This window comes from Streptomyces anatolicus, from assembly GCF_019400875.1.
GTDB lineage: Bacteria > Actinomycetota > Actinomycetes > Streptomycetales > Streptomycetaceae > Streptomyces > Streptomyces anatolicus.
In genome coordinates this window covers 1-4,347 of sequence record NZ_WMBF01000507.1, presented here as the reverse complement: position 1 = coordinate 4,347, position 4,347 = coordinate 1, and the positions used below count along the sequence as shown (strand labels likewise).

General features: G+C 73.8%; 3 protein-coding genes. All 3 read right to left on the bottom strand.

The features are described 5' to 3' along the window. Positions 1-2,448 (bottom strand): [protein-PII] uridylyltransferase (locus tag GKQ77_RS28445; protein WP_308117816.1); only part of this gene is annotated, 2,448 nt, incomplete at its 3' end. 50 nt (positions 2,449-2,498) lie between these two features. Next, entirely contained in the window at positions 2,499-2,837 is a 339-nt protein-coding gene (locus GKQ77_RS28440; RefSeq protein WP_125515352.1) for a P-II family nitrogen regulator, read from the bottom strand. Continuing rightward, the gene (locus GKQ77_RS28435; RefSeq protein ID WP_219691803.1) at positions 2,834-4,192 is read right to left on the bottom strand and encodes an ammonium transporter; all 1,359 of its coding nucleotides are present in this window, start codon (positions 4,190-4,192) and stop codon (positions 2,834-2,836) included. The genes GKQ77_RS28440 and GKQ77_RS28435 overlap by 4 nt, the downstream gene beginning before the upstream one ends. Between the last annotated feature and the right edge of the window lie 155 nt (positions 4,193-4,347).

Below are 4,347 nucleotides of genomic sequence, written 5' to 3'. Positions count from 1 at the left end.
CTCCCCCGACAGCGGCGCCCCGTCGGCTCCGGTCACATAGAAGGCGTCGACCGCGTTCGCCCCCAGCGTCGAGACATGCGCACTGCGCACCGCCACCCCCGCCGCCTCGAGCGCCCGCCCGATCCGGTGCAGCAGACCCGGGGCGTCCTGGGAGCGCACCTCGATGACCGTCGCGAGCCGTGAGCCCGCCGGGGCCACCGTCACCCGCGGCGGCGGCGCCACCGTCCCCCGCCGGCGGGGATAGGCCGCGTCCCGTTCCCGCAGCCGCCCCGCGATGTCCAGCGAGCCGTCCAGCGCCCGCACCAGGTCGGCCCGGAGCCGCGCGGCCTGCGGCAGGGACCCGTACTCCGCCGCGACCCGCCAGTCGAGCAGCAGCACCGAGCCCGCCACGCCCTCGATCCCGGACGGCAGCGCGACCTCCCGCAGCTCCGCGGTGCGCACCGCGAGCCGATGCACCGCGAGGACCCCGGCCACGGCGGACAGCACCCCGGCCTGCTCCGGCACGGCGATGAGCAGCTCCACGCCGAGCGGCTCGGGCCCACCGGAGGCCTCCTCCTCCGCCCGCGCCCGCAACGCGAGCACCGGCCCGCCCGTGCGGAACGCCTCGACCGCCAACCGCTCCTGCTCTGCCGTCGGCGGCCGGTCCGCCGCCCCCTCGGCACGGGCGACGCCCGCCTCGTCCCCGGAGAGCACCGCCGTCACCCGCTTCACCAGGTCGGCGACGAGCGCGCCCCGCCAGGCGGACCAGGCGGCGGGGCCGGTGGCCAGCGCGTCCGCCTCGGTCAGCGCGTGCAGCAGCTCGAGCGTGCCCACGGAGCCGACGGCCTCGGCGACCCCACGGACCGTCGCCGGGTCGTCGAGGTCACGCCGCGTCGCCGTCTCGACGAGCAGCAGGTGGTGCCGTACGAGAGACGCGACCACGGCCACATCGCCCGCGTCGAAGCCCACGCGCGCCGCGACATCGCGGGCGATGATCTCCCCGGCCGCGGAGTGGTCCCCGGGCCAGCCCTTCCCGATGTCGTGCAGCAGCGCGGCGATCAGGAGCAGGTCGGGCCGGCCGACCCGCCGCGTCAGCTCGGCGGCCCGTACCGCCGTCTCCACCAGATGCCGGTCGACGGTCCACGTGTGGACGGCGTTGCGCTGCGGCCGGCACCGCACCCGCTCCCAGTCGGGGAGCAGCTGGGTGATGAGGCCCTCCGCCTCCAGCGCCTCCCACACCTCGACGGTCGGCCGCCCGGCGCCGAGCAGCGTCACCAGCTGCTCGCGCGCCTCGGCGGGCCACGGCGTGGGCAGGGGCTTCACGGACGCGGCAAGCCGCCGCACGGCGTGCAGGGAGAGCGGGAGCCCGGCCTGCGCCGCGGCCGCGGCGGCCCGCAGCGGCAGGACGGGGTCGCGCTCGGGCCGGGCGGTGCGGGCAAGCACGACCTCCCCGTCGTGCTCGACGACCCCCTCGGCCAGCGGCGTCCGCTCGGCGACCGCGCCCCGGCCGCCCAGCATGGCCCGCAGCCTCGGCCGCACGGACCGGGCCCGCAGCACGCGCCCGACCTCGCGCCAGGTGACGTCGCTGGCGTAGGAGACGACGCGGGCGGATTCGTACACCTGGCGCAGCAGGATGTCGGCGTCCAGCAGGCCGAGCGCGGCGGCGACCTGGTCCTGTTCCTGGAGGGCGAGCCGGTCGGTGGCCCGGCCGGTGGCGAGGTGCAGCGCGTCCCGCACGTCGAGCAGGCGGCGCCGGGCGTCGGCGAGGCCTTCGCGGGGCGCGTCGGCGAGCCAGGACGCGGCGACGGCCCGCAGCGCCGTGGCGTCCCGCAGACCGCCCCTCGCCTCCTTCAGGTCGGGTTCGAGGAGGTGGCCCAACTCGCCGTGGCGCTCGGCCCGTTCCTCACACAGCTCGCGCAGCTCGGGCAGCCGCTTCGGGGCCTGGTTGCGCCAGTCGGCGAGGACGGCGGTGCGTAGCCCCGCGGTCATCCCCAGGTCTCCTGCGACATGCCGCGCGTCGAGCAGCCCGAGGTGCACCTTGAGGTCCTCGCCCGCGGTCTTGCGGGCCTGGGACGGCGTACGTACGGAGTGGTCGAGGGCGAGCCCGAGGTCCCAGACGGGGTACCAGAGCCGGTCGGCGAGGGCGGCCACCTCGGCGGGGTCCGCGTTCGCGTCGTGCAGCAGGAGCAGATCGAGGTCGCTGCGCGGCGACAGCTCGCCGCGCCCGTACCCGCCCACCGCGACGAGCGCCACGCCCCGCGGCACGCTCTCGGAGCCCGCCTGGAAGAGCCCGGCCAGCCAGTCGTCCGTCAGGCCGGAGAGGGCCGAACGGCGCGGCGGCCCGGACCGCGACTCCTCGTGGAGGAGCCGCAGCCGGGCCGCCGCGTAGCCGCTGGGTCCGGAGCCTTCCGCTTCCGATGCCGATCCCGATGTCGATGCCGATTCGGTTCGTACGTTCACACTCGTCACCCAGCAGCTCCTGTTCAGTTCCGCTCAGTCGCGTGTCCGGTCCGGCCGGGTCACAGCGCGTCCGGTCCGCGTTCGCCGGTGCGCACCCGGATCGCCGTCTCGACCGGGACGCTCCAGACCTTGCCGTCGCCGATCTTGCCGGTCCGCGCGGCCTTGACCACGACATCGAGGACCTGGTCGGCGTCGTCGTCCTCGACCAGGACTTCGATACGGATCTTCGGTACGAGGTCCACGGTGTACTCGGCGCCGCGGTAGACCTCGGTGTGTCCGCGCTGGCGGCCGTAGCCGCTGGCCTCGGTGACGGTCAGGCCCTGGACGCCGAAGGCCTGCAGCGCCTCCTTGATCTCGTCGAGCCGGTGCGGCTTGACCACCGCGGTGATGAGCTTCATGCGTCCACCTTCTTGTTCTGCTGAGCCTGAGTGCCGGCCACGACCGGGCCGGGGACCGCCGCCGTACGCGGGACCGTGCCGCCGCCCGCACCGCTGAAGTCATAGGCGGTCTCGGCGTGTTCGACCTGGTCGATGCCGGCGACCTCGTCATCCTCGCTGACCCGCATCCCGATCGTCTTGTCGATCAGGAGGGCGAGGACGGCGGAGGCGATGAGGGAGTACGCGAGGACGGCGCCGACGCCCGCGAGCTGCTTCCACAGCTGCTCCAGGCCGCCGCCGTAGAAGAGGCCCTTGGCCGTCGACTGCCCGCCGCCCGTGGCGAAGAACCCGACGAGGATCGAGCCCGCGACACCACCGACCAGGTGGACACCGACCACGTCGAGGGAGTCGTCGAAGCCGAACCGGAACTTGAGGCCGACCGCCATGGCGCACAGCAGACCGGCGATCGCACCGATGGCGATGGCGCCGAGCGGCGAGCAGGAGCCACCGGCCGGGGTGATGGCGACGAGCCCGGCGACCGCTCCGGAGGCCGCGCCCAGCGTGGTGAAGGCGCCGTGGCGGATCTTCTCGTAGAGCAGCCAGGCGAGCATGGCGGCGGCGGTGGCGACCTGCGTGTTGACGAACATGAGCGCGCCGACGCCGTCGTCGTTGCCGAGCCACGAGCCGGCGTTGAAGCCGAACCAGCCGAACCACAGCAGTGCCGCGCCGAGCATCACGAGCGGCAGCGAGTGGGGCCGCATCGGGTCCTTCTTGAAGCCGACGCGCTTGCCGATGACGAGGATGACACCGAGCGCGGCGGCACCGGCGTTGATGTGGACGGCCGTGCCGCCCGCGAAGTCGATGACGCCCAGCTCGAAGGCCCAGCCTCCGGCGCCCCATACCCAGTGCGCGACGGGGAAGTACACGACCGTGGCCCACAGGGCGACGAACAGCGCCCAGGCGGTGAACTTCACGCGGTCCGCGAGGGCGCCGCTGATCAGCGCGGGCGTGATGACGGCGAACATCAGCTGGAAGACGGCGAAGACGTAGACCGGGATGGTGTAGCCGTCCCAGAGCTGGTTGATGCCGAGGCCGCTGAGCCCGACGTAGTCGCTCTCCCAGCCGAAGAGGCTGCCGTGGTCGGTGCCGAACGCGACGGAGAAGCCGTACAGCACCCAGAGGATGGTGACGATCCCCAGGCTGATGAAGCTCATCATCAGCATGTTCAGGGTGCTCTTGACACGGACCATGCCTCCGTAGAAGAAGGCGAGTCCCGGTGTCATGAGCATCACCAGGGCGGAACAGATGAGCATGAACCCGGTGTTCGCGGCAGACAGCTCGGGGGCGTCTGCGGCGATCGTGATGCCTGGGGGCATCGGCGTCTCCTCGTCGTCGTATGCGGCCCGTGCGGGCGAAGCCTGTGCGGTACCGAGGGGGCCCGTGCTCCTGGGGAGGTCGGGGCGGTGGGCCGGTTATGCGCCAAGAGATTGGCGCAGCGCCGTTTCGGCGGGCGCCCCTCGGTGTTTCACCG

Excerpts from the sequence above, each read along its gene's own strand:
- GKQ77_RS28440 (WP_125515352.1), bottom strand. The coding sequence starts at position 2,837 with ATGAAGCTCATCACCGCGGTGGTCAAGCCGCACCGGCTCGACGAGATC.
- GKQ77_RS28435 (WP_219691803.1), bottom strand. The coding sequence starts at position 4,192 with ATGCCCCCAGGCATCACGATCGCCGCAGACGCCCCCGAGCTGTCTGCC.